General features: G+C 69.2%; 17 protein-coding genes. 9 read left to right on the top strand and 8 right to left on the bottom strand.

The genetic code is table 11. The annotated features are described in order from the left end of the window. Window positions 1–367, top strand: a 367-nt coding sequence (locus tag ACJ8AN_RS27345) for a hypothetical protein (protein ID WP_407758424.1), incomplete at its 5' end; no start/stop codon positions are given. Between the two features lie 343 nt (window positions 368–710). Next, window positions 711–2,375: a hypothetical protein gene (locus ACJ8AN_RS27340; protein ID WP_407758423.1), complete on the top strand. Its 1,665-nt coding sequence runs from the start codon at window positions 711–713 to the stop codon at window positions 2,373–2,375. Window positions 2,376–2,379: 4 nt separating this feature from the next. Here ACJ8AN_RS27340 and ACJ8AN_RS27335 read toward each other — a convergent pair whose 3' ends face one another. Both ACJ8AN_RS27335 and ACJ8AN_RS27330 read right to left on the bottom strand, forming a co-directional pair. Beyond that, window positions 2,380–2,817 (bottom strand): hypothetical protein, encoded by a 438-nt coding sequence (locus ACJ8AN_RS27335; RefSeq protein WP_407758422.1) that lies wholly within the window; start codon window positions 2,815–2,817, stop codon window positions 2,380–2,382. Then, entirely contained in the window at window positions 2,807–4,447 is a 1,641-nt protein-coding gene (locus ACJ8AN_RS27330) for a glycosyltransferase (protein ID WP_407758421.1), read from the bottom strand. The genes ACJ8AN_RS27335 and ACJ8AN_RS27330 overlap by 11 nt, the downstream gene beginning before the upstream one ends. Before the next feature lie 116 nt (window positions 4,448–4,563). On the opposite strand from ACJ8AN_RS27330, the gene rfbB reads away from it, so the two are divergent. From rfbB to ACJ8AN_RS27305, 5 genes are all read left to right on the top strand, one after another. Then, window positions 4,564–5,583, top strand: coding sequence for a dTDP-glucose 4,6-dehydratase (gene rfbB, locus ACJ8AN_RS27325; RefSeq protein WP_407758420.1), 1,020 nt, complete (start codon window positions 4,564–4,566; stop codon window positions 5,581–5,583). A 14-nt stretch (window positions 5,584–5,597) separates the two neighbouring features. Beyond that, complete coding sequence (locus tag ACJ8AN_RS27320; protein ID WP_407758419.1) at window positions 5,598–6,512, top strand: SDR family oxidoreductase; 915 nt, start codon at window positions 5,598–5,600, stop codon at window positions 6,510–6,512. Next, complete coding sequence (gene rfbA / locus ACJ8AN_RS27315) at window positions 6,509–7,390, top strand: glucose-1-phosphate thymidylyltransferase RfbA (protein WP_407758418.1); 882 nt, start codon at window positions 6,509–6,511, stop codon at window positions 7,388–7,390. The genes ACJ8AN_RS27320 and rfbA overlap by 4 nt, the downstream gene beginning before the upstream one ends. Next, complete coding sequence (gene rfbC, locus ACJ8AN_RS27310) at window positions 7,387–7,938, top strand: dTDP-4-dehydrorhamnose 3,5-epimerase (RefSeq protein WP_407758417.1); 552 nt, start codon at window positions 7,387–7,389, stop codon at window positions 7,936–7,938. Before rfbA ends, rfbC begins: the two co-directional genes overlap by 4 nt. Before the next feature lie 141 nt (window positions 7,939–8,079). Continuing rightward, window positions 8,080–9,117, top strand: a complete 1,038-nt coding sequence (locus ACJ8AN_RS27305; RefSeq protein ID WP_407758416.1) for a YihY/virulence factor BrkB family protein — start codon at window positions 8,080–8,082, stop codon at window positions 9,115–9,117. A 31-nt stretch (window positions 9,118–9,148) separates the two neighbouring features. Here the strand turns inward: ACJ8AN_RS27305 and ACJ8AN_RS27300 are convergent, their stop codons facing one another. The 5 genes from ACJ8AN_RS27300 to ACJ8AN_RS27280 form a co-directional block, all read right to left on the bottom strand. Continuing rightward, window positions 9,149–10,750: an ABC-F family ATP-binding cassette domain-containing protein gene (locus tag ACJ8AN_RS27300; RefSeq protein ID WP_407758415.1), complete on the bottom strand. Its 1,602-nt coding sequence runs from the start codon at window positions 10,748–10,750 to the stop codon at window positions 9,149–9,151. 228 nt (window positions 10,751–10,978) lie between these two features. Next, window positions 10,979–14,224 carry a kelch repeat-containing protein gene (locus ACJ8AN_RS27295; protein ID WP_407758414.1) on the bottom strand — a complete coding sequence of 1,082 codons (3,246 nt, stop codon included), beginning with the start codon at window positions 14,222–14,224 and terminating at the stop codon, window positions 10,979–10,981. Between the two features lie 171 nt (window positions 14,225–14,395). Beyond that, window positions 14,396–15,049 (bottom strand): hypothetical protein, encoded by a 654-nt coding sequence (locus tag ACJ8AN_RS27290; RefSeq protein WP_407758413.1) that lies wholly within the window; start codon window positions 15,047–15,049, stop codon window positions 14,396–14,398. A gap of 230 nt (window positions 15,050–15,279) precedes the next feature. Then, complete coding sequence (locus ACJ8AN_RS27285; protein ID WP_407758412.1) at window positions 15,280–16,206, bottom strand: patatin-like phospholipase family protein; 927 nt, start codon at window positions 16,204–16,206, stop codon at window positions 15,280–15,282. Window positions 16,207–16,338: 132 nt separating this feature from the next. Continuing rightward, window positions 16,339–18,432 carry a M13 family metallopeptidase gene (locus tag ACJ8AN_RS27280; RefSeq protein WP_407758411.1) on the bottom strand — a complete coding sequence of 698 codons (2,094 nt, stop codon included), beginning with the start codon at window positions 18,430–18,432 and terminating at the stop codon, window positions 16,339–16,341. Window positions 18,433–18,567: 135 nt separating this feature from the next. Here ACJ8AN_RS27280 and ACJ8AN_RS27275 point away from each other — a divergent pair, with 135 nt between their 5' ends. After that, window positions 18,568–19,143 carry a tRNA-uridine aminocarboxypropyltransferase gene (locus ACJ8AN_RS27275; RefSeq protein ID WP_407758410.1) on the top strand — a complete coding sequence of 192 codons (576 nt, stop codon included), beginning with the start codon at window positions 18,568–18,570 and terminating at the stop codon, window positions 19,141–19,143. Window positions 19,144–19,218: 75 nt separating this feature from the next. After that, window positions 19,219–20,733: an alkaline phosphatase D family protein gene (locus tag ACJ8AN_RS27270; protein WP_407758409.1), complete on the top strand. Its 1,515-nt coding sequence runs from the start codon at window positions 19,219–19,221 to the stop codon at window positions 20,731–20,733. A gap of 3 nt (window positions 20,734–20,736) precedes the next feature. Here the strand turns inward: ACJ8AN_RS27270 and ACJ8AN_RS27265 are convergent, their stop codons facing one another. After that, window positions 20,737–21,777, bottom strand: a complete 1,041-nt coding sequence (locus ACJ8AN_RS27265) for an Rpn family recombination-promoting nuclease/putative transposase (RefSeq protein ID WP_407758408.1) — start codon at window positions 21,775–21,777, stop codon at window positions 20,737–20,739. Window positions 21,778–21,779 lie beyond the last annotated feature (2 nt).

The following is a 21,779-nucleotide window of genomic DNA, read 5'->3' as shown; positions in this document are numbered from 1 at the left end:
GGTCTGGGTGCTCGGGCTCGAGGACGAGACGAGCGGCAAGCCGCTCCCCCTGGAGCCCACGCGGCGCTCCGGCTCCTGGGAGGTGAAGGACGGCGGGCAGATGTCACTCGGGCGGCCCGAGGCAACGCTGCGCTGGGAGGGACGGTTCGAGGGGGATGCGGTGCTGAAGCTCGTCCGCCATCCCTGGTCGGGTCTGGCACGTGTCACGCTGAATGGAGAGACCGTGTACGTGGTGGCGCTGTTGAGCCCAGCGTTGCTCTTCGTGCGTCGCGGCGCGCTGGCCCGCGAGGAAGTGCCCGCCCCCTCGGTCCGGGGTGAGGCGGCGCCCGTGGGAGGGCAGTCCTCCCCGGAGGTGGCGAGCGCCTGAGGAGGGTTGTCGTCACCCCCGAACACTCCGCCTTCTCTCGGGAGCACGGTGACGTGTATGACGTCATGCTGGGGGGTGTATTCTCAGAATCGACGTCGGGGCCGGCTACGTCGGACACATCCTCCTCGGGAATGCCATGACCCTTCGACATCTTCGTTCTCTCGCCCTCTGTCTTGCCCTCGGTAGCGCGTGCCACGAGCCGTCAGAGGGCCCGCCGGAACCCGTCCCCTCAGAACCCGTCCCCTCAGAACCCGTCTCCTCAGAACCCGTCTCCTTCGACACGCTGGAGAGCCAGCCGACCGGTCCCTTCGCTTCTCCGAACCGGGAGGTGTCGCTGTGCGAGGTGCGGCCCACCAGTCCCCTTCATGTCGCGCTGCTCGATGTCTGGGGCTCCTCTTCCCAGGATGTCTGGGCCGCCGGCACGGCGGGAACCCTGCTGCACTGGAACGGGACGGAGTGGTCGCGCGTCGACGTCGTGCTCCCGACGAAAACCATCTCCACCCTATGGGGCAGTGGTCCCGACGATGTCTGGGCCGGAGGAGACTTCAACTTCCTGCTGCACTGGGATGGGCAGGCCTGGACGCGCTGGCCCCTGATCAACAGCGCCGTTGGTATCACCGACATCCATGGCACGGGGCCCGCGGATGTGTGGGCCGTCAGTGATGGCCGGTTCCTGTTGCACTTCAATGGCACCGTTTGGACCTCGGAGACCGCCTTCGACCGGGGCAATACCTTGTGGTCCAGCCCGGACTCCCTCTGGCTGGCGGGCATCCCGGGCTACGCGTATTACCGGCAGGACTCGACGTGGCACTGGTTCGAGCAGGTCCCCCTGAACGTCCGGAGCATCTGGGGCAGCGGGTCCGGCGATGTGTGGTTCGCCGGAGCGAACCTCCACCACTGGCATGACGGCGCCCTGGAGCTACGCCTCGCGCCGGCGCAGGCGCTGTACGGGCTGCACGGCACGGGAGCCAACGACGTCTGGGCCGTGGGGGCCCAGGGGAGCAGCCTGCACTGGAATGGCTCGGCCTGGTCGGAGGTCCCCACCGGCGTGGAGGAGGACCTGCACGGTGTCTGGGCGTACACTTCCCAGGACGCCTTCGCCGTGGGCCAGGAGGGTGCGGAGATCCTTCGCTGGAATGGGAGCACCTGGCGTTCGCAGCTGACGCCCCTCAATACCTCCTTCCTGAGCCTGGGGAGCTCGGCCCAGGAGCACGCCTGGCTGGTGGGGGATCGCGGACGGCTGTTCCGCTACGAGGGCACCGCGTGGGTGCTGGTCGAGAGCCCGGTGCGCACGATGCTTCGCGCCGTGTGGACCCGGAACGAGAACGAAGCCTGGGCCGTGGGTGACGCCGGCACCATCCTCCGGTGGGATGGGCACTCCTGGTCAGTGGAGCCGAGCCACACCACCGCGAACCTCCTCGGAGTCTGGTCCGACGGTGGTGACGGGGTATGGGCGGTGGGGGCGGGAGGCACCGTGCTGCGCCGTAGCGGTGGGGCGTGGAGCGCTGTCCCGAGCGGCACGGAGGCCGATGTCCTGGCCCTGTGGGGCGCCAGTGCCTCCGACCTCTGGGTCCTGACCCTGAGCGAGATCCTTCACTGGAACGGAGAGAGCTGGAAGACCCAGGTCCGCGACGCCCTCTCCCTGGCCTGGCTCGCGGGCTCGGGGGCGAACGATGTCTGGGCCGCGGGCCACCTCAAGAACGAGCTGCTGCACTGGGATGGAAACGCCTGGAAGCGCGTCTCGTCGCCCTTGTCCGAGGGCCCCACGAGCGTGGAGTTCAGCCGAACGCAGTCGTTGTGGGTCAAGGGTCCGGACGACGTGTGGCTGGGCGCCAATTCCTTCGTTGGCGGCGAGGTCCCGAGCTCCTCCTACTCGCTGCTGCACTGGGACGGGCACGAGTGGTCCCGCACGGGGCTCGGCGGAGCGATGCTGGACGCGATGGCGGGGCAGGGGGCGGTGCTGTGGACCCTCCAGACCAATGGGCGCGTGCTGCGGAGCTGCCCCTGAGCCCTCAGCCCTTCTTCTCCAACCGGGCGAGCCGCTCCTCCAGCTCCTTGCGCCACAGGGCCTGGGTGCGGGCCTGGACCTGCTGGTGCTCGTAGACGGTGGCCAGCGAGTCGAGGATGGCCTCGTTGAACTCCACCTGGCGGCGCAGCATCTCGTTGATGAAGGGCTGGAAGGCGAGGCGGAAGGCGCGCTTGGCCAGCACGAGCGCGGGGCCCACCACCGGGCGGTGCGAGGTGGCGGGCTCCACGTAGCGGCTGTCCTTCTTGTTGCGCGGCGCCTGCAGCACGGGAGGCCACTCGCGCTCCATGGGGGCCTGCTCGGAGGACGCCAGCGTGCGGCGCAGCGCCTCCAGCGCCTCGGGAGGGGGAGGGGGCAGCCGGGCGACCTCGGCGGCCACGGCCTCGGGGGTGGGCGAGGTGGTGAGCAGCTCTTCAGCGAGCATGGGCTTCTCCGGGGCGCGCGAGCAGCCCGGCGAGCCGGGCCGCGGTGGTGTCGAGGGACGAGGGCTTCAACTCCAGCAGGCGGGTCCCGAGCGTGCGCCGGGCCTCCGCCCGCGAGGAGGCGGACAGGGTGGAGTCCTCCACGCCCCAGGCACGCGAGGGCAGGCGGGCGAGCAGCTCGCGGGCGCTCGCCGTCTCCACGCCCAGCAGCACCGGCACCGCCGATGAGCCCACCACGGCCGTCTCGAGCGAGGAGGCGCCGGGCAGCTCCGCCGAGGGCTCGCGGGAGAGGGGCTCGTCCGGGGTGAAGCGCCAGATTTCGAGGCCGCCCTCGCGTTCCACCTCGGGCGCCGCGCGGGGCGAGGGGACACCGGGACGCAGCGTCAGCAGGCGCGCATGGCCGAGCTTCTCCGCCACGCGCCGGGCCAGCCTCGCCATGTCCGAGTCGGGGCGGGGGCCGAGTGCGGGGCACACCAGGTCCACCGGCGCCGGGGCCGTGGAGGCCCGGGGCGCCTCGAGGGAGCCCTCGAGGAAGGGGCGCAGGGCCTGCTTCCACCGCTCGGCCACCGCGTCCTGCCCGAGTGCCCCCAGCCGCGTGTTCTGCGCCTCCAGCACCTGGGCGCGCAGGCGCGCATTGCGCTCCAGCACGGCCAGCAGCCCGGCCACCTCCACCGGATTCCTCGTGAGCGGAGTGAGCCCCGCGCCCCCCATCGTCTCGGGGACGGCGGCGGCGCCGTAGGCCACCACGGGGACGCCGCGGTGCATGGCCTCCAGCAGCGGGACGCCGAAGCCCTCGTGCCGGCTCATGGAGAGGTAGGCGGTGGCGGTGGCGAAGCACGCGGAGAGCTGCGCGGCGCTCACCCGCCCGAGGAAGAGGACGCGCTCGGGGCCCAGGGCGTCTCGCAGCCCATGGAGGAAGCCCCCATAGGGCGTCTCGCGGTTGAGGTAGCCCGCCACGACGAGCCGGCTGCGGGGCTGGTACAGCCGCTGGTAGGCGGTGAAGACGCGCAGCACGTCGTCCACGCGCTTGTGCGGCACGGCGCGGCCCACGAAGAGGACGTTGGCGCACCCGTCCTCCAGCTCGCCGCGCAGCACCGGATCCGCCGGTGCGTCGAAGGCGCGCCAGTCCATCGCGAAGGGCAGCACGGACACGTGGGGGACGCCCGCGGCCCCCAGCTCCTCGGCGCTGAAGCCCGAGTACGCATAGGCACACTCCACCAGGGGCCGCAGGGCGAGCAGCTCCTCGCGCGCCGCGGTGCACGCCTGGGCCACCTTGCGCTCGAAGCCCTCGAAGAGCCGGGCCGGGGTGACGTTGTGGTACACGAGCGCCTTGCGGCCGGGCGAGCGGGCCACCAGCGGCACCAACCGGGACTCGAAGCTGTGGTGGAGGAGCAGCGCGCTGTCCTCGCCCGCCTCCCGGGGGTAGTCCCGGGCCGGACGCACCTGCTCCCGGCACTCCTCGTCCCACTGTTCGGCGTAGATTTCGGAGGCGTAGCCCCAACCGCGCAGCAGCTCGCGCAGGTAGCGGGCCTGGTTGCCCACGGCATCACCCCAGGCCAGGCGCGGCACCAGTTGGTGTACCGCCCGAGCGACCGAGGGCCCGGTGGTCCGGTTGCTTCTCAGGATGCTCACGATGCCCGTAGCCTCTACCCCCGCCACGTGCGTTACACAAGGTCACCATTGACGGCGCGGCGCCCCCTCCACTACTCACGCCCCTTCCGTCCCTCATTTCGTCGAGTGTGCCGTCCATGAACGTGCTGGTTACCGGAGGCTGCGGTTTCATCGGCTCCAACCTGGTCAAGTACCTGCGCCGCGTGCGCCCGGATTGGACGCTCGTCAACCTGGACAAGCTCACGTACGCGGGCAACCTCGAGAACCTCAAGGAGCTCGAGGGCGACCCCAGGCACGTCTTCGTGCGCGGTGACGTGGCCAACCGCGAGCTCGTCGAGCACCTGATGGGCGTGCACCGCATCGACGCCGTCATGCACCTGGCGGCCGAGAGCCACGTGGACCGCTCCATCCTCGGTCCCGAGGCCTTCATCCAGGCCAACGTGCTCGGCACCCAGCAGCTGCTCGAGGCCAGCCGCGTGCGTGGCCTCGAACGCTTCCTCATGGTCTCCACCGACGAGGTGTACGGCTCGCTCGGCCCCACCGGCCACTTCACCGAGACCTCGCCGCTCCAGCCCTCCAGCCCGTACTCGGCCTCCAAGACGAGCTCGGATCTGCTCGCGCTCGCCTGGCACCACACCTTCGGCATGGACGTGGTGGTGACGCGCTGCTCGAACAACTACGGCCGCTACCAGTTCCCCGAGAAGCTCATTCCGCTCATGGTGGTCAACGCCCTGCACGACAAGCCGCTGCCCGTCTACGGCGATGGCGCCAACGTGCGCGACTGGCTCCACGTGGAGGACCACTGCTCGGCGCTGCTCACCGCGCTGGAGAAGGGCCGCGCCGGTCAGGTCTACAACATCGGTGGCAACTCCGAGCGCAAGAACATCGAGATCGTCAAGGCCATCCTCGGCCTCGTCGGCAAGCCCGAGTCCCTCATCAAGTACGTGAAGGACCGTCCGGGCCACGACCGGCGCTACGCCATCGACCCGACGAAGATCCGCACCGAGCTGGGCTGGACGCCGGCGCACACCTTCGAGCAGGGCCTGGAGGAGACGGTGCGCTGGTACGTGGACAACCCGGCCTGGTGGGAGCGCGTGATGAGCGGCGCGTACCGCCAGTACTTCGAGACGCAGTACCGCAACCGCCTCAACGGTTGAAAGCGAAGGCCACCATGCGATTCCTCGTCACGGGTTCCAACGGGCTGGTGGGCAGCCGGGTGTGCGCGCTGCTGGAGAAGAACGGGCACCAGGTGGTGGGCCTGGGCCGCGGCGCGCGGCGCACCGGGGGCGGGTATCGCTACGTGGAGTGCGACCTCACGCGCGAGCAGGACGTGTCGGCCGCCATCGAGTCCGCCGCCCCCGAGGTCATCCTCCATCCCGCCTCCATGACGGAGGTGGACGCCTGCGAGAAGGACCCGGAGCTGGCGTACGCGGCCAACGTGAACGCCACGGCGGCGGTGGCCCGGAGCGCGCGCAGGCTGGGCGCGCACCTGGTGCACGTGTCCACCGACTACGTCTTCGACGGTGAGCACGGCCCGTACGACGAGCAGGCGGTGCCCAACCCGCGCGGCGTCTACGCCATCACCAAGTCCATGGCCGAGCAGACCGCGCGCATCTTCGTGCCCGGCTGCGCCATCGCTCGCACCGCGGTGGTGTACGGCTGGCCCGCGGCCGGTAGGGCCAACTTCGGCGCGTGGCTGGTGGGCGCACTGGAGAAGGGCCAGCGGGTGAACCTCTTCGAGGACCAGTTCGTCTCCGCGAGCCTCGCCGACAGCGTGGCCGCCATGGTGGCGGAGCTGGGCGAGCGCAAGCTCGGCGGCATCTGGAACACCTGCGGCGCCGAGGTGGTGGATCGCGTCCGCTTCGGCCGCGCGCTGTGCGAGGTGTTCGGCTTCGACCCGGGCCTCATCAACCCCGTGCGCATGGCGGACATGAAGCTGGCCAGCCCGCGCCCGCTGCGCAGTGGCCTGGTGGTGGACAAGGCCCGCGCCCAGCTGCGCGCCCAACCCCTGGGGCTCGCCGAGTCCCTGACCCGTTTTCACGCCGCTTGGAAGGCCGGGCGCGGCACCGAGGAGAAGAAGCCATGAAGGGAATCATTCTCGCGGGTGGCTCCGGCACGCGCCTGTACCCGCTCACGCGCGTCGTCAGCAAGCAGCTGCTGCCCGTCTACGACAAGCCGATGATCTACTACCCGCTCACCACGCTGATGCTGGCGGGCGTCCGGGACATCCTCATCATCTCCACCCCCACGGACCTGCCGCGCTTCGAGGAGCTGCTCGGCGACGGCAGCCAGTGGGGCGTGAACTTCCGTTACGCCGTGCAGCCCAGCCCGGACGGGCTCGCCCAGGCCTTCATCATCGGCCGCGAGTTCGTGGGCAGGGACAACGTGTCGCTCATCCTCGGCGACAACATCTTCTACGGCCACGGCCTGAGCGAGCTGGTGCAGCGCGCGGCGAAGCGTGAGTCGGGCGCCACCGTGTTCGGCTACTACGTGAAGGATCCCGAGCGCTACGGCGTGGTGGACCTGGACGCCGAGGGCCGCGCGCTGAGCCTCGAGGAGAAGCCGGCCCAGCCCAGGTCCAACTACGCGGTGACGGGCCTGTACTTCTACGACAACCAGGTGCTCGACATCGCGAAGAACCTCAAGCCCTCCAAGCGTGGGGAGCTGGAGATCACCGACGTCAACATCGCCTACCTGCGCCAGCAGCAGCTGCAGGTGGAGCTGATGGGCCGCGGCTACGCGTGGCTGGACACCGGCACGCACGAGTCGCTGATGGAGGCCTCCAACTTCATCCAGATCATCGAGCACCGCCAGGGTCTCAAGGTGGCGTGCCCCGAGGAGATCGCCTACCGCATGGGCTACATCACCGCGGCCCAGGTGGCGGAGCTGGCGCACCCCATGCGCAAGAACGAGTACGGGCGCTACCTGCTCGATCTCATCGAGAACAAGGGCGCGCGCGCGTGAACGTCCTCCAGACCGGGCTGCCAGGCGTCCTCCTCCTCGAGCCCAAGCGCTTCGGGGACGACCGCGGCTTCTTCATGGAGATGTTCCATGCGAAGCGCTACGCCGAGCTCGGCATCCCCGGCCCCTTCGTGCAGGACAACTTCTCGCGCTCGGCGAAGGGGATTCTCCGCGGCCTGCACTTCCAGGAGCCCCAGGCCCAGGGGAAGCTGGTGCAGGTGCTCGCGGGGGCTGTCTATGACGTCGCCGTGGACATCCGCCGCGGCTCGCCGACGTTCGGCCGCTGGGTGGGCGTGGAGCTGAGCGCGGACAACCGGCGCCAGCTCTGGGTGCCGGCCGGCTTCGCGCACGGCTTCTGCGTCCTCTCCGAGAGCGCGGACTTCCATTACAAGTGCACGGACTTCTATGCGCCCGGCTCCGAGCACGGCATCGCGTGGAACGATCCGGACCTCGGCATCCCCTGGCCGGTGACCTCGCCGCTGCTGTCGGCCAAGGACTCGGCCGCACCGCGCCTCGAGGACGCGCCGCTGCTGCCCGAATACAAGGGCTGAGCCTCTCCCAGTCCCGGCCCGGGCACCGCCACTCCGTCCGCTCCGAGAGGGGCCGGGCAGGCGGGCACGGTGGTCTGTAGGCCGGGGTGGGGCAGGCGGGCGGAATGCGCATTCTTGCACTGTCAACCGCAAGGAGGCGCGATGGTTCTCCCAGGCAAGGGGATGAGCTGGAAGGAGTTCTTCACCGAGCTGAAGAACGAGTACCAGAACGACAAGATCAGCAACGTCGCCGGAGCGGTGACGTTCTTCGGCGTGCTGGCGCTGTTCCCGTTCCTGCTGTTCCTCGTGGCGCTCGCGAGCCTCATCATCGATCCCGCGCAGGCCGAGGTGCTCATCCAGGAGCTGGGCCGGGTGGCGCCGGAGGCGGTGACCCAGATTGTCGGCCAGCGCCTGCACGATCTCGCGGCGGGCGACAACGTGGGCCTGCTGACCATCGGTGCGTTGGGCGCGATCTGGGCCGCCTCGGGTGGCGTGGTGGCGATGATGGACGCGCTCAACACCGTCTACGACGTGGAGGAGTCCCGGCCCTTCTGGAAGGTGCGCGGCATCGCCATCCTGGTGACGCTGGGCGCCGCGGCGCTCTCCATCATCGCCTCGCTGGCCATGGTGGCCACTCCCGCCGTCGCGAAGTTCCTCGGCGAGCCGCTCGGCACCATCGTCATGTGGCTGCGCCTGCCCTTCGCGGGCCTGGTGATGATGCTGGTGTGGGCGCTCATCTACTACCTGCTGCCGGACGTGAAGCAGTCCTTCAAGTTCATCTCGCCCGGCTCGGTGGTGGGCGTCATCATCTGGCTGATCGCGTCCTGGGGCTTCTCGGTCTACGTGCGCAACTTCGGCAGCTACGACGCGAACTACGGCGCGCTCGGCGGCGTCATCGTGCTGCTGATGTGGATGTGGATCTCCTCGCAGGTCATCCTGCTGGGCGCGGAGATCAACGCCGTGCTCGAGCACAAGTCGCCCGAGGGCAAGGCGCCAGGGCAGAAGCGGCCGGGCAAGGGCGGCCCCACCATGACCAAGGGGCAGAAGCGCGAGCTGGAGCAGAAGGAGCTCGAGGAGCGGCTGCGTCCCACGCCTCCGCGGCGGCCCGAGCCCGCCCGCATGTCCCCGCTGGGGGCGGCGACGACGTGGGCCTCGGGCTTCGGGCTCGGCGTGTTCCTGCTGCGCCGCTTCAATCGCTAGCCAGGAACCCGGCGCTTCTAGCGCCGCCTGCCTACCGGCGCTGGGCGGCGTGGTACGGATTCTTCCCGAGGAACTCGGTGAAGTTGCCGTTGAAGTCGTTGACGGGCTTGCCTTCCTCCAGGCTCCAGATGCGCGTGGCCACCTCGGAGATGAGCTCCTGGTCGTGCGTCACGATGATGGCCGTGCCCTCGTACTTCTGGAGGCCCTCGGCCAGCGCGCTGATGGACTCCAGGTCCAGGTGGTTGGTGGGCTCGTCGAGCACCAGCACGTTGTCCATGTTGAGCATCAGCTTGCACAAGAGCAGGCGCACCGTCTCACCACCGGAGAGGGTGTCCGTGGGCTTCATCCGCTCCTCGCCCGAGAAGAGCATCCGGCCCAGCACCCCGGAGATCTCCTCGTTGGTGAGCTTGGTGTTGATGTCGCGCAGCCACTCGAAGGCCGTGGTGCCCTTGCGGATGGTGCCGTGGTGGTCCTGCGGCAGGTAGCCCATGGAGGCCTGGTGGCCCCAGGTGATCTTCCCGCCGCTGTCCGGCTCCGTCTGCCCGGCGATCATCTTCACCAGCGTGGACTTGCCCACGCCGTTGCGGCCGATGACGCAGATCTTCTCGCCCTTGCAGACGAGGCCGCTGAAGGGCCGCACCACCTGGTTGCCCTCGTAGTTCTTGGCGAGGTTCTCGAACTGCAGCGTCTGCTTGCCGCTCAGCTGCTTCTGGTCGAAGCGGATGAAGGGCCGCGCGATGTTCGAGCGCTTGAGATCGTCCGTCTTGAGCTTGTCGATCTGCTTGATGCGGCTCTGCACCTGGGAGGCGCGCGTGCCGGCGTGGAAGCGGGCGACGAAGTCTTGCAGCTGGGCGATCTTCTTCTTCTTCTCGGAGGTCTCGGACTCGACCCGGCTGCGCACCTGGGCCTTCTGCCTCACCATGTCATCGTAGCCACCGTTGTACTGGATGATGGCCTCGTAATCGATGTCCGCGATGTGCGTGCAGATGGAGTTGAGGAAGTGCCGGTCGTGGCTGATGGTGATGAGCACGCCCTCGAAGGCCATGAGGAACGTCTCCAGCCAGCGGATGGAGGCGATGTCCAGGTTGTTGGTGGGCTCGTCGAGCAGCAGTCCCTGGGGCTTGCCGAAGAGCGCCTGGGCGAGCAGCACGCGCAGCTTGAGGCCGCCGGTGAGCTGCTTCATGGGGCCCTCGTGCGTGTTCGCGGGGATGCCGAGGCCCTCGAGCAGCGCGGCCGCCTCGGACTCGGCGCTGTAGCCGTCCTCCTCGGCGATGACCATCTCCAGCTCGCCCAGCCGGTTGCCGTCGTCGTCGGTGATGTCGGACTTGGCGAGGATGGTGTCCTTCTCCTTCATGGCCTCCCAGAGGCCCTTGTTGCCCATGAGGACGACGTCGAGGACGCGGTCGTCCTCGTAGCGGAAGTGGTCCTGGCGGAGGATGCCCAGCTTCTTGGGCCGGGAGATGGTCCCCATGTCCGCTTCCTCGTCTCCGGCGAGGATCTTCATGAACGTGGACTTGCCCGCCCCGTTGGGGCCGGTGAGGCCGTAGCGGCGGCCGGGCGAGAAGGCGACGTTGACCTCCTCGAAGAGCTTCTTGGGCCCGTAGGCCTTGGAGACGTTGATGATCGTGAACATGGGGGGCGCTTTCTAGCGGAAGGGGTAGGCGGCCGGAAGGCGCGCGTCAGGTGGATTTCACCGGGACCAATGGTGAGGCCCCTTTAAACCTCCGAGCGACCTTTTTCTATGCCCTCGACGCGGCGGGAACCGGGCCTCGGAGGGGGTCCGGTGTGGGACGCCCCTCCGGGCCCCTGGCTGCCCGCCAGGTGGGCGGGGAGAGGAGCCGCCCCCCCCGCCCGGAGGCCCTTACAGGCTGAACAACTCGGCGGGGGTGAAGTTGGCGAGGTAGCCGTTCCCGCCTGTGAGCAGGAGCTGTCCGGAGGGCAGCAGGGTGGCCGTGTGGGCCCAGCGCACGGAGAGCATGGTCCCCACCACCTCCCAGGTGCCGGTCGCCGGGTCGTACGCCTCCAGGACTGGCCTGGGAGGACCGTAAGGAGCATTCCCCCCTGCCACCAGGACCTTGCCGGAAGGCAGCAGGGTCGCCGTGTGAAAGCCGCGGAAGAAGGTCATGTTTGCAGCGGGGGCCCAGGTGCCGGTGGCCGGGTCATACAGCTCGGCGCTGTTATCGCCCCAGACGCTGCCCACCACCAGGACCTTGCCGGAAGGCAGCAGGGTCGCCGTGTGAAACAAGCGGCCCACGGTCATGCTGCCCGTGGGGGACCAGGTACCGGTGGCCGGGTCATAGAGCTCGGCACTGTTGTCGTCGCCGCCCGCCACGAGGACCTTGCCGGAAGGCAGCAGGGTCGCCGTGTGAGGGGCAGCATGGTAGGCGCTCTTGCCGCCCGTGGGGGACCAGGTACCCGTGGCCGGGTCATACAGCTCGGCGCTGCTGTCGCCGCCGCCCTCCACGAGGACCCGGCCGGACGGCAGCAGGGTCGCCGTGTGGTAGGTGCGAGGGATGCTCATGGCTCCGGTAGAAGCCCAGGTGCCGGTGGCCGGATCATAGAGCTCGACACTGTTGTCGCCGCTGCCCCCTGCCACCAGGACCTTGCCCGTGAGGAGGAGGGTCGCCGTGTGGTACTCGCGAGGGGTGCTCATGGCGCCGGTGGGGACCCAGGTGCGCGTGGCCGGATCATAGAGCTCGGCACTGTTGGTGCCGTTGCCCCCTGCCACCAGGACCTTGCCCGAGGGCAGCAGCGTCGCCGTGTGGTGTGAGTGTTTCGAGGCCATGCCTCCCACGGGGCTCCCGGTGTTGAGCACCGGATCGTAGAGCTCGGCGAATCCGGTGGAGTCGACGACGTCCACTCCGACCACCAGGACCTTGCCGGAAGGCAGCAGCGTTGCCGTGGACCGGTACATGAACGCGGTGGTGCTGGGGATGGAGGCCCAGGTGCCGGTGGCCGGGTCGTACAGCTCCGTGTTGTTCGACTGCGTCCCGACCACCAGAACCTTGCCCGTCTGCAACAGGGTCGCCGTATGACCATCGCGGGCGGTGCCCATGGCGCCGGTGGGAGTCCAGGTGCCGGTGGCCGGGTCGTACAGCTCGGCATGGGGGGTGCCGCCGCCCGCCACCAAGACCTTGCCGGAGGGCAGCAGCGTCGCCGTGTGCGAGGAATGCGTCGAGGCCATGGCGCCGGTGGGAGTCCAGGTGCCGGTGGCCGGATCGTAGAGCTCCTCGGTGGCAGGGGAAGCCCCGGTGGAGGTGGTGCCGCCCGCCACCAGGACCTTGCCCGAGGGCAGCCGCGTCGCCGTGTGTTTCGAGCGGGAGGTGTTCATGGCACCGGTAGTGGTCCAGGTGCCGGTGGCCGGGTCGTACAACTCGGCGGTGTTGCCGTCGCCGCCCGCCACCAGGACCTTGCCCGAGGGCAGCCGCGTCGCCGTGTGGTACCGGTGGGGCGAGAGCATGCTGCCCGTCGCGGTCCAGGTGTCCGTGGCCGGATCATAGAGCTCGGCGGTGGCGGAGGGGCTGCCGAGGTCGCTGGGGTCGCCGCTGACGACCAGGCCGCCCGCCACCAGGACCTTGCCGGAGGGCAGCAGCGTCGCCGTGTGGTCCATGCGGCGCATGGCCATCTGGCTGGGAGGTGCCCAGGTGCCAGTGGCCGGGTCGTACAGCTCGGAGGTGTCGAGGAGACCCATGCCCATATGGACCCCCGCCGCGACCAGCACCTTGCCCGAGGGCAGCAGGGTGGCCGTATGGCCCACGACACGGGGCACGCTCAGGCTGCTCGTGCGAACCCAGCCCCCGCTGGTACCGGAGCAGGCGGTTCCCCCGGTGACGCTGAAGGTGGTGGAGGTGGAGAGGCCCTGGGCATTCGTCACCGTGGCGGTGATGGAAGGCGTGCTGTCCGCGGGCACGCAGGCGGGAGGCGCCCAGGTCAGCTCGCTCCGCGAGGCGCTGTTCGTCGCGCTGCCGAGCGTGCCGGTGGAGGCCGTCCAGGAGAAGGAGAGGGCGCTGCCCAGCGGGTCGCTCGCCGTGACGCGGAAGGCCACCGTCCCACTGGCGGGCACGGTGCGCGCGGATTGATAGGTGCTGTCGATTCGTGGAGGGAGGCGCACGCCCGTCTTCGGGCCCACGCAGATGTGAAGGGTTCCCGTCGTCTGTCCGCCGTGGCCATCCGTCACGGTGACGGTGAGCGGGCAGTCCGCGCAGGTGGTGCCCGTGGGGGCGGTGCCAGGCGTGAAGCGCGCGGTGGCCGAGGCCGCATCCGTCCAGCTTCCCGCGCAGCCGGCCGCCCATTGATAGGAGAGCGCGTCTCCATCGCCGTCCGTGGCGGTGGCTGCCACCGTGGTCGTCTCGCCAGCGCTCACGAGCGAGGGCGAGGCGGTGATGCCGGTGACTCCGGGCGAGGTGTTGAAGCTCAGGTCGACGGAGGCGCTGCCGGAGCCGGACTGCACCTGGATGGTGAAGCTGATGGAGGCAGAGGAGCCCTTGGGGTCGGTCACCGTGAGCGTCAGGGTGACCAGGCCCGGAGTGCTGGGGGCGGCCCAGGTGGAGGTGGGCGAGTAGGGCGAATAGAAGGCGCCCGCCGAGGCCGTCCAGGCATACGAGAGCGTGTCACCCGGATTGGGGTCATGCGCGGTGGCCTCGACCTGCAGGGCGCCGCCGGGAGAGACGGTGCTGGTGGAGGCGGTGAGAGAGTCGATGAGGGGCGCGGCGTTGTCGAAGGGCGTGGGGGAATCGAGCGACTGGAGCGAGAGGGCCACCACGGTGGTGGTGCCCGCGGTGATGGTGACGTGCGTGGCCTGGCCGCTGAAGCGCTTCGTCCCGGCGGAATCGAAGGCCTCGGCGGTGAAGGTGCGGTCGGTCCCGGCGGGGATGTCTCCGAGCGTCCCTCCCCAGGCTCCGTCTGCCTTTGTCAGCGCTTCGGTGCGGGTGGGCATGTCCGCGGCGCTGATCGTCACCTCCACGCGCGAGACGTCCTCCGCGGACGCCGCCTGGGACAGTGAGCCGAAGAGCTGGGCGGAGCCCGTGGTGGGCCGCTGACTGCACGCCGTGGTGAGGAGCAGGGCCGCCAGCAGCCAGCGGGCCAGCCTGTGTGTCAGACATTTCATGGGAACGCCTTTCCGGGTCTGTCGCTCGTGGGCTCGAGCGACGGGCGCAGCGTAGGAGGCACTCCGGGTGCTGTCAGATTAACCGCGACGAAAGAGATGCGAGGAGCGCAATGGCTGTCACGCTTTGAGACTCCGGGAGGGATTGCGTTGATTGCGAGGATGGGCAGGCAGCTATAGGTCCACGCCGAGCGTGAAGACCGCGTAGGCGTCTTCCGAACCCGGGTTGAACCAGTACGCCGCCGCCGAGAGGTGCCGGTACGTGAGCGCGACGAGCGGGCCGCGTTCAAGCTGGACGCGCGTCTGGACCACCTGGGTCCGCTGCACGGCGAGACCGGCGCGCACCCACTCCACCGGACTGAGCGAGAGCTCCGCCCACTCGTAGAAGAAGCTGTCGCCCGGCCTGGCGAGATCGAAGACGTACTCACTCTGCGAGGAGAGCGCGAGCTTCCAGAAGGAGAGCTCGAGTTCGAGCCCGGGCGCGATCCCGCTCATCCCCACGAAGACCGCGCCGGCCAGCGGCGTGAGCTCGAGCCGGAGCCGCTCGCCGAAGCCGAAGCTCCACCCGAGGAAGACGGAGACGGCGTGGAGCTGCTCGTAGTTGTAGCGGGCCCTGAGCGCCAGGGGGCCGCGGTTCACGTACGCCGTCCCGATGACGTAGTCCGTGTCATCGGGGCGGATGTAGAAGCTACCCTCGCCGCCGAACGACCAGCGCTGCGCTTCCGTGTCCTCGGAGGCGGGCGTCTCGCTCGCGGAGGCAGGTGCCGCGGCGAGCAGGAACCCGAGCAGCGGCCCTCCGAAGCCCGCGGCGATGGAGATGGCGGACATGGCCTGCCCTCAATCTGGGGAGGGGCCCCGGAGAGGAAATCGCCGAGGGGCCGTGCGCCCGGTTGCTCGTCTCCGGCTAAGCCAGATTGGGTAAGTCCTGTCAGGGGGGAGGCTCCGGGCGCGTTTTCCCGCAACTGGTCCGATGGTCGTACCAGTCGGGACGAAACGCGACCGGAAGGTGCCTCGTTCCTTGCGCCGAGAGCACCCTGACAGGACTTTCCCCACCTGGCTTAGTGCACAGGCGGGGAAGGGACGGGTGGGGGCACGTTCAGCACGGCCTGTTGCGCCATCACCGCTCGCGCGACCTCCTCGCCGTAGCGGATGCGCAGCCGGATCGTCTCCGGCGAGAAGTCGAGCGAGTCGCCCATGGGCTTCTCCGGTTGGAGCACGGTGATGGGGCAGTAGACATAGGGAGTCCCATCCGGCTTCTCGAGCGTCACCCCTCCCTTGTCGCGTGCCTGCCTCACGAGCTCGTTGACGCGGACGAATTCCTCCACGTCATTGCGCAGGATTTCGTTGATGGCGATGTCGGTGAGGCTGCGCCGGGCCACGTCCAGGACACTGGCGGGTGGGCTCACCACGTCGGGGCCGAGCGAATTGCAGAGGATGACGACGATCCGCGGTGGATTGAGGCTCAGCGCATCGCCGAGCGGGGTGTTGTTGCGCAGGCCCCCGTCCACGTAGGCCCGAGGGCCAATCGCCTCCCAGATGACCGGCAGGGTGGCGCCCTGCCAGACCGCATCCAGGAAGTCCGGTGCCTCGTGGGTGACCGATTCGTACTCCCCCGACACGAGCGAGACGCGGCCCACGTAGACGGGCACACGGAAGGGCCGCCCCGCGGCGTACTTCTGGACGAGCGCCCGCAGCGGCGAGTTGTCGTAGAAGCCGAGCTTCTTCTGGACGCCGATCCGGAAGGCCACCATGGGCCAGGGAATCTTCCGATAGACGTCCAGCTCCCGGATCGTCAGCCAGAGGTTCATCAACTGCCCGTACTCCTGCTGCCCGAGGAGCAGGGCGTTGAGGCCCCCGACGGACACCCCGAAGATGCGCTCCCAGCGGAACCCGAACTCCTCGCGCAGGACGCGTTCGGCTCCCACCTGGAAGGCCCCCCGTGCACCACCTCCGGAAAGCACGAGCGTCGCGGGTCTCTCGTCCATGGCATCCCCCTGGGTTGCGGATGCCGCGTTCATAACGGCGTGTCCCAGGTGGGGGGAATCACCCTGGAGCACGGGCCCCGGGTCGCGAAGGCGACAGCCGCTCGCACCCGGCGGCCCGGTCCACTCACCGGCTCACCACACGCGGCACGCCTGCTCGCGCACCATCGGCTGGCCGGCCTTGCAGGAGAACGCCGCGCGGAACTCCGGCATGTTCGAGACCACGCCGTTGATGCGGTACCGGCCCGGCGAGTGCGGGTTGGTGATGGCGTTGAGCCGCGCGCTCTCCGGACGCTCGCTCTCGCACGCCCACTGGGCCAGCCCGATGAAGAAGCGCTGGTCCGGCGTGAAGCCGTCCTGGTCCTCCAGCTTCTGCGTCTCCACGGCCTTCTTCCATGCGATGTACGCGAGCACGGTGCCTCCGAGGTCGGCCACGTCCTCGCCGAGCGTCAGCTTGGAGTTGATCTTGATGTCGTCCACCACGGTGTATTGCGCGTACTGGTCCGACACGCACTTCGCACGCGACTCGAACTCCGCGGCGTCGTGGGGCGTCCACCAGTCGCGCAGGTTGCCCCTGGCGTCGAACTGGCGGCCCTCGTCGTCGAAGCCGTGGGTCAGCTCGTGGCCGATGGTGGAGCCGGTGTTCCCGTAGTTGGGCGCGTCGTCCAGCTTGAAGTCGAACAGGGGCGGCTGGAGCACGCCGGCCGGGAAGTTGATGTCGTTCATCTGCGGATCGTAGTAGGCGTTCACCGTCGGCGGAGTCATGCCCCACTCGCCGCGGTCGAGCGGCTTGCCAATCTTGGCGAGCTGCCGGCGCGACTCGAAGACGAGCGAGCGCGAGACGTTGCCGGTGAAGTCCCCGCGAGCCACCTGGAGCTTCGAGTAGTCGCGCCACTTCTCGGGGTAGCCGACCTTGTTGCGGATGGCGCGGAGCTTCTCCAGGGCGGCCTGCTTCGTCTGCTCGGACATCCAGTCGAGCGAGCGGATGTCGTCCTCCATCGCCTTCTCGATGCGCTGGGTCATGTCCACGGTACGGGCCTTCACCTGCGGCCCGAAGGTCTTCTTCACGAAGGCCTGGCCGAGCGCCTCACCCAGGTCTCGGTCCACCCACTCCACGCACTGCTTCCAGCGCGGCGGCCGGGCCGCCACTCCGCGCAGGTACTTCGAATAGAAGTCGAAGCTCGGGTCGGCGAAGGTCCTGGCCAGATACGGCGAGGTGCCGCGCACCAGATGCCAGCGCAGGTAGGTCTTCAGCACCGGCAGCGGCGTCTTCTCCAGCCGGGCGTCCAGCTCCTTGAAGAACGCCGGCTCGGTCACGTTGACCTCGGGGGTGGAGGGAATCCCGAGCGCCTTGAAATACGCCGTCCAGTCGAAGTGCGGGGTCATCGCCTGGAGCTCCTCGAGCTTCATCAGGTGATGGAGGTTGTGCGGATCCCTCTTCTCCACGCGGGTGAGCGAGACCTGGGCGAACGCGGTCTCCAGCTCCATCACCTGCTGCGCATGGGCCTGCGCGTCCTGGGGCGGCTCGCCGAGGAGCTGGAGCACCTGGGTGACATAGGCGACGTAGCGCTTGCGGATGTCCTCGGAGCGCGCGTCGGTCTTCGTGTAGTAGTCGCGGTCCGGCAGGCCGAGCCCGCCCGCGAAGGTGAAGGCAATCACCCGCGAGGAGTCGCCGTAGTCCTGGGCCGAGCCGGAGCCGAAGAGCATCCCGTTGCTGGCGGCCGACAGGTGGAGCCGCCCGAGCAGCGCGGCGAGCTCCTTGGGCGACGGGAGATGATCGATCGCGGCGAGGTCCGCCTGGAGGGGCTGTGCGCCCTTCTTGTCGATCGCCGCCTCGTCCATGCACGAGGAGAAGTAGTCGCCGATCCTCTGGTCGTTCGCGGCGCGAGCTTTGGACGGTTTCGCGGCCTCCTCGAGCACGCCCCAGAGGAAGCGCAGGTTGTCCTGGTGAAGCTTGCCGTAGACGCTCCAGCGCGGCCGGTCCTCGGGGATGGGGTTGTTCTTGATCCAGCCGCCGCAGCTATAGGTGTAGAAGTCCACGCATGGCTCCACCGAGCGATCCATGTCGGAGAAATCCAGGCTGGGTGAGTAGGGGAGCGCCGTATACGGCTTCTCCGGGAGGGTGGCCGGTGCGGCGGCCTTCGTCTCCTCCGCTCGGGCCGGCGCGCTGGCCGAGAGCAGCACGGCGAGGCCCGCGAGGGAGAGTCCACGTCCAAGGGTCGGGTTCATGGCGCGCAGAATCCCAGAAGTCGGGTGCGCAGGGGAGTCAGTAAACGCCCGGCTCGAACGAGAGCCGGTCGGGCGGGAGCCGGGAGCGGAAACGAGTGCTTCCCTCTCCACGGCGGCCAGAACACGATGCGGGAGATGTCTCCCCGACGCTCCCGCTTTCAGCCGCGCTGCGACCGCTGCAACCTCCCGCCGCACCTGTGCCTGTGCGCGGAGATTCCCCGGGTGGAGACGCGCACCCGCCTCCTCCTCGTGCAGCACGTGGTGGAGAGCTGGAAGAAGAGCAACACCGGGCGCCTGGCCGCGCTGGCCCTCGCCAACTCCCGGCTGCTCACCTACGGCGCACAGGACGAGTCCCTCGACACCGCGCTGCTCTCCGAGCCCGGCACCTGGCTGCTCTACCCGGATGGCCCCGCCGCGCCGCCGGACGCCCCTCCGCCGAGGCAGCTGGTGGTGCTGGACGCGAGCTGGTCGCAGGCGCGGCGGATGACGCAGCGGATTGCCGCGTTGCGGACGCTCCCCCGGCTGGTGCTGCCGCCGCCCGCGCCCGGGACGCTCCGGCTCCGCGACTCCCCGCACCCGTCCGGAAGGTCCACGCTGGAGGCCATTGCTCACGCGGTGGAGATGCTCGAGGGCCCGGAGGTCGCGGCGCCGCTGGCGCGGCTGGACGCGCTTCGGGTACAGCGGATCGCCGAGTGCGGGACATTGAATTGAGCGCCCCTCCGTGGGCGCCCGTTCGTGGAATGATGGAGGCCGGTTCCGCTCCACTCCGGATGCGAAGGGACACCCATGCCGAGGCCGTTGCTCACCACCATCGGTTGCTGCACCCAGACCACGGCTCGCATCTGCATCACCACGAAGGATGGCCTCGCGCACGCCCGCCTCGCCTTCCGCTCGGGGGAGGGCGCGTTCCAGGAGCGCACCCTGCGGCTGACCCGGCCCACGGGCTCCACCTTCCTCCAGGGCTCGTTCGAGCTGGATGGGCTCGCTCCGTCCTCCACGGTCGAGTACGCGGTGGCCGTCTCCGCCACGCCGGAGGCCCTTCCCGCGCTCGAGCAGCTCCGCGAGTCCCAGGAGCTCGGCCGCTTCCGGCTGCTGCCTCCGCCCGGCCAGCCGCTGCGCATCGGCCTGGTGAGCTGCAATGGCATCCACATGGTGAGCGAGCATGCCCGCCGCCATGCCATGTGGAAGCGGCTGGGGCAGGTCATCGAGGCGGGGGAGGTGGACCTGCTGCTCCACGTGGGCGATCAAATCTACGCGGACCACATCCGCGAGGCGTGGCAACGCGCGGACCTGGACGACGCGCTGACACCGGAGAATGAGGAGGCGATGCAGCGGCTGCGCGAGTCCTTCCGGATTCTCTATTGCGACACGTGGCAGCGGCCCGAGGTCGCCGCGGTGCTCGGCTCGGTGCCCTCGATGATGATGTGGGACGACCACGACATCTTCGATGGGTGGGGCTCGCACGACGAGGTGACGCCCGCGGACCGCGCCTTCTTCGAGGCGGCGCGGACGGCCTTCGAGGAGTTCCAGGTGAGGCTGAACCCGCCGTCGTTCCAGGGCTCGTATGGCTTTGGGTGGGTGAGCAATGGCCTGGGCGTGCTGGCGCTCGACGCGCGCTCGCACCGGAGCTGGAGGGACCAGACGGTGATCGGCCGGCGGCAGTGGGCCGAGGTCGATGCGTGGCTGGAGGCGCAGGTGGGCGTGGGGCTCAAGCGGCTGTACGTCGTCGCGGGCGTGCCACCGTTGCACGCGAAGGTGGCGGCGGCGAGCCGGCTGCTGGAGACGCTCGGAGCGACGTCGCTCCTGGGAGATCTGCGGGACTCATGGATGGCGCCGAACAACACCGAGGAGCTGCGCAAGCTGCTCAACCGGCTCTTCGAGTTCCGCAAGCGCTCGGTGGGAACGGAGGTGACGTTCCTGAGCGGAGACGTGCACGTGGGGACGACGGCGCGGCTGCGCTCGAGGGTGCCCTTTCACAAACGCACGGACTCGGATCAGCCGGAGATCACCCAGGTGGTCTCCAGCGGCATCGGTGCCGAGCCCCCGGGAGGGATTGTGCGCAAGGTGGTGGAGCTGGGGATCGGCTCGGAGCCGGTGGACATGTACCAGGATTTGTTCACGGGCAAGCTGCTGGAACTGCCGGGCAATCCCGAGGGGCGCGTGCTCTTCCGGAGGAACTTCGCCGTGCTGGATCTGGGCCTGGGAGGGAAGGGCGGATGGGATCCGGACCAGAACCTGCGCGTGCGCTACTACGCCGAGGGCCTGGAGCGCCCGCTCGAACAGACCCTGCTGGCGCTCTGACTTCTACGAGTCCTTCCGCCCAGACGCGTATGCCCCGCCGTCCAGCAGCTCGGAGACGGTCATGACTTGAAGGGCCCGGTCGAACCAGCGGTCGAGCGTCTCCACCTCCGTGCAATCGAGGATGCGCTGCCGGGAGGCTTCGTCGACGTGAATCGCCCGGACGGCGAGGATCCGCAGGATGTCCTCGGCACGCCCCCGGCTCACTCCCCGTGCCATTCCTTCTTCCCTGCCTCGCACCAGCCCCCGCTCAATCATTTCCTCAGCCCAGCTTCCCATCAGCGCCTCCGCTTGCTGTGCACCCATCACCGAATGTAGCACCCGCCCCGCTGCTGCGTGGGTGGCCGTGTCTCCAATCCAGAGGAGGTAACGGATGACCACCACCAGATGTTCGGTGCCCTCGGGGGTGGCATGCACTTGTGCGAACAGGGCCGTCCACTCCGGTAGACGGTGGGCCAGCTCGTCGCTACGCCCATAGTGCAGCACCAGCCATGCCAGCCGTGCCAATGGTGGACCGGGCCGGGCTCGCAGCGCCGCTTCCCGCTCGGCAGTCAGGTCATCGAGCAGATACTCGAAGCGCGGCACCAACGCTCGCCAATACTGCCGAGCCTCCTCTGTCTCTCCCGGCAGCTCGAAGAGGTCCTCCACCCGCCGCGGCGCTGTCCAAGCCCCCTCCGGCCCGTGGAACATGACGAGCGGGATGATGACCGGGAGCACGGTGCTCTCCGGGTGCTCCTGGCGCCACCGCTCCACCTGGCGCACCACATAGCGCAGCATGCGCAGTGCCATCCACCGATCCACCGACGACTGGTGCTCCAGTAATACGTAGAGCAGCAGCGAGCGGCCCGTGCGCAGGCGCGCGGTGAAGAGCAGATCGCTCTCCGTCTCGCGCAGTTCCGGGTCCACCACACTGCCGGACTCCCGCCGCAGGGATGACCAGTCCACCTCGGAGACGACAGGGGCGGGCAGGACGGCACGCAACTCCGCCTCCGCCCGCTCGGGGTGGCCAAAGGTATAGCGGGCGAAGAGGTCATGAGGACCGGGCATGG

Origin of the sequence: Archangium sp., from assembly GCF_045802675.1 — a bacterium.
Lineage (GTDB): Bacteria > Myxococcota > Myxococcia > Myxococcales > Myxococcaceae > Archangium.
Note: the sequence above shows the minus strand (reverse complement) of the source record. Positions and strands in the feature narration are given on the sequence as shown.

Coding starts and splice junctions, on each gene's coding strand:
- ACJ8AN_RS27335 (WP_407758422.1), bottom strand. CDS start 2,817: ATGCTCGCTGAAGAGCTGCTCACCACCTCGCCCACCCCCGAGGCCGTG.
- rfbB (WP_407758420.1), top strand. CDS start 4,564: ATGAACGTGCTGGTTACCGGAGGCTGCGGTTTCATCGGCTCCAACCTG.
- ACJ8AN_RS27320 (WP_407758419.1), top strand. CDS start 5,598: ATGCGATTCCTCGTCACGGGTTCCAACGGGCTGGTGGGCAGCCGGGTG.
- rfbA (WP_407758418.1), top strand. CDS start 6,509: ATGAAGGGAATCATTCTCGCGGGTGGCTCCGGCACGCGCCTGTACCCG.
- ACJ8AN_RS27305 (WP_407758416.1), top strand. CDS start 8,080: ATGGTTCTCCCAGGCAAGGGGATGAGCTGGAAGGAGTTCTTCACCGAG.
- ACJ8AN_RS27300 (WP_407758415.1), bottom strand. CDS start 10,750: ATGTTCACGATCATCAACGTCTCCAAGGCCTACGGGCCCAAGAAGCTC.
- ACJ8AN_RS27295 (WP_407758414.1), bottom strand. CDS start 14,224: ATGAAATGTCTGACACACAGGCTGGCCCGCTGGCTGCTGGCGGCCCTG.
- ACJ8AN_RS27290 (WP_407758413.1), bottom strand. CDS start 15,049: ATGTCCGCCATCTCCATCGCCGCGGGCTTCGGAGGGCCGCTGCTCGGG.
- ACJ8AN_RS27285 (WP_407758412.1), bottom strand. CDS start 16,206: ATGGACGAGAGACCCGCGACGCTCGTGCTTTCCGGAGGTGGTGCACGG.
- ACJ8AN_RS27280 (WP_407758411.1), bottom strand. CDS start 18,432: ATGAACCCGACCCTTGGACGTGGACTCTCCCTCGCGGGCCTCGCCGTG.
- ACJ8AN_RS27275 (WP_407758410.1), top strand. CDS start 18,568: ATGTCTCCCCGACGCTCCCGCTTTCAGCCGCGCTGCGACCGCTGCAAC.
- ACJ8AN_RS27270 (WP_407758409.1), top strand. CDS start 19,219: ATGCCGAGGCCGTTGCTCACCACCATCGGTTGCTGCACCCAGACCACG.
- ACJ8AN_RS27265 (WP_407758408.1), bottom strand. CDS start 21,777: ATGCCCGGTCCTCATGACCTCTTCGCCCGCTATACCTTTGGCCACCCC.